The organism is Catonella morbi ATCC 51271 (assembly GCF_000160035.2).
Taxonomy (GTDB): domain Bacteria; phylum Bacillota; class Clostridia; order Lachnospirales; family Lachnospiraceae; genus Catonella; species Catonella morbi.
This window is the reverse complement of sequence record NZ_KI535371.1, coordinates 191,748-193,676: the sequence shown is the minus strand read 5'-3', so window position 1 is coordinate 193,676 and position 1,929 is coordinate 191,748. Positions and strand designations below refer to the sequence as shown.

The following is a 1,929-nucleotide window of genomic DNA, read 5'->3' as shown; positions in this document are numbered from 1 at the left end:
ACAGATAAGAATGTGTACGGAAGTTATAGGAGAGTTCCTATTTACCCTGCCGATGCCCTTGACAGCCGTGCTCTCAAGGTGGTGAGAAACAAGAAATTTAAGAATATAGAAAACATCAGTCATACAAGATTGGCTTACAATATTTATAAATATCTGAAGACTTCCAAATATACTGAAGTAAGTGACAATGTTCGAATAAAGTATTTTTCGGATAAAGCTTATAACAACAATAAACTGTTATATGACTCATTTTGCAGGACAGAATGTTTATGCAGATTTTCATACATACTCAGCGGATTTAGTTATTCTCATATTTTGCATCAATACTACCGCTATGATTTTAACGATACTTTAGAGGGGTTTATTTATTCACTTGGTATACCACCACAGGAATTTTCAAAGTACTATAAGCATTATAAAGAGCCTGATTATTTTGGTCTGGTACCATTTAGAGAATTGTTTTGATATTGTTGTATATTAATTATAAAAGCTGTCTTATTTTAGTTTACTAGCAAAATGTGTTTATCTTTTATAGAAAATTGCATATTTTGCTAGTATTCTATCAAAACGACAGCTCTTTTTAGAATTAGATTTATTTTATTGTTTTTTAGGATTTGATATTATTTTAGTTGCTAACTCCCATTTTTTCACTATATATATGGCATCTCTATTGTTTAATATCTTTTTTCTTATCTGTGTTTTTCCGCCTACTTTTACTCGTTCTAGTATCTCCTTGTTCTCATTTGCAGAAAAAATAAGGTTATTACTACTATCTATATGCATACTTTCAATCTCAAATTTTGTAGCATACTTATTGGTAAATGTATCATGACCAACACAAACACAATCTTCATATCTGTATTTAAGTATATGGCTTTTCGTAAATTCCTTTCCATTTTCATCTTTTTCTGCAAGTATAAAGTATAAATACCCATTTTGGTAAAACATGTCCTGTGCCTCAGTATTATCAACATTAATTTTCAGCGTATCCGGATATGTAAATGTCTTCATTTTCTCAGTATTGTATTCCACTTTATCTGTGATCTTACTTGAAAAGTAAACCCTCTGCCTTGTGTGACTGTCGCCTTGTCCGCTAAAGTGCACTATGAACTGATTGTTTCCTACAGCCGCAATTGAGCTGATATCAGCATCACCTGAGTTAATGCCTATCTTTGTTCCTGCTTCATGCTTAGTACCTTTTAGCTTCGTAGTAGATAACTTAATAATATAATTCTCATTTGTGCCTACATAAAGGTAACCACCGCTTAAAGTCAGACTATTGGCATGCCCCAATCGCTCATAATTGTGAATTCGTGATGGGGCTACAAAACCTTTTTCTTTTTTAGCTGACTTATAGTTTTTAATTACGTATAGGCACTGTTTCTTATTATCTCTACTCGATTTAACACAATATAATGTTCCATTTCCATCAATTGCTATTCCACCTATGTTGGAGCAGCCATTCACGTCTTTTATCCTATACAACAATTCCTTTTTACTCTCGATTTTTACTCTTATCTCCTTAAATATTATTTTTGTTTCCCACTTTTTATATTGGGGTTGATTTCATATCTTCATTTGCTTTCTATAGCCAATTAAGGCTATATAACATACTTTTATATTGCTGGTGCTCTTATAGAGCAAAATCTGTTATAATTAAAAACCCTTGATTTCACTTTTACCACCTCCTAGTATAATAATGGTATAGTCAATCAAGACTATTTGATTAACAAATTTCTATATGTATAACAGAAGAAGGCATTCTACCTTCATCAGATGTTATCATAAATTTTATCTTGCCTGATGGCTTCCGATAGACATAAGACAAAACATAAGGTATTATCTCTTAGGATAGGACAAAGAATGGCTACCTCCTTGGGATGCTGAACTGTCAGCATATACCTGTAGTAAAGTCAATTAGTCCATTCG

2 protein-coding genes are annotated in these 1,929 nt (G+C 32.2%); one reads left to right on the top strand and one right to left on the bottom strand.

Annotated features, from left to right (window positions below; genetic code table 11):
- Positions 1–465 (top strand): hypothetical protein (locus tag GCWU000282_RS16870; protein ID WP_023356135.1); only part of this gene is annotated, 465 nt, incomplete at its 5' end.
- A 132-nt stretch (positions 466–597) separates the two neighbouring features.
- Here the strand turns inward: GCWU000282_RS16870 and GCWU000282_RS15420 are convergent.
- Complete coding sequence (locus GCWU000282_RS15420; RefSeq protein WP_035041434.1) at positions 598–1,485, bottom strand: hypothetical protein; 888 nt, start codon at positions 1,483–1,485, stop codon at positions 598–600.
- Positions 1,486–1,929 lie beyond the last annotated feature (444 nt).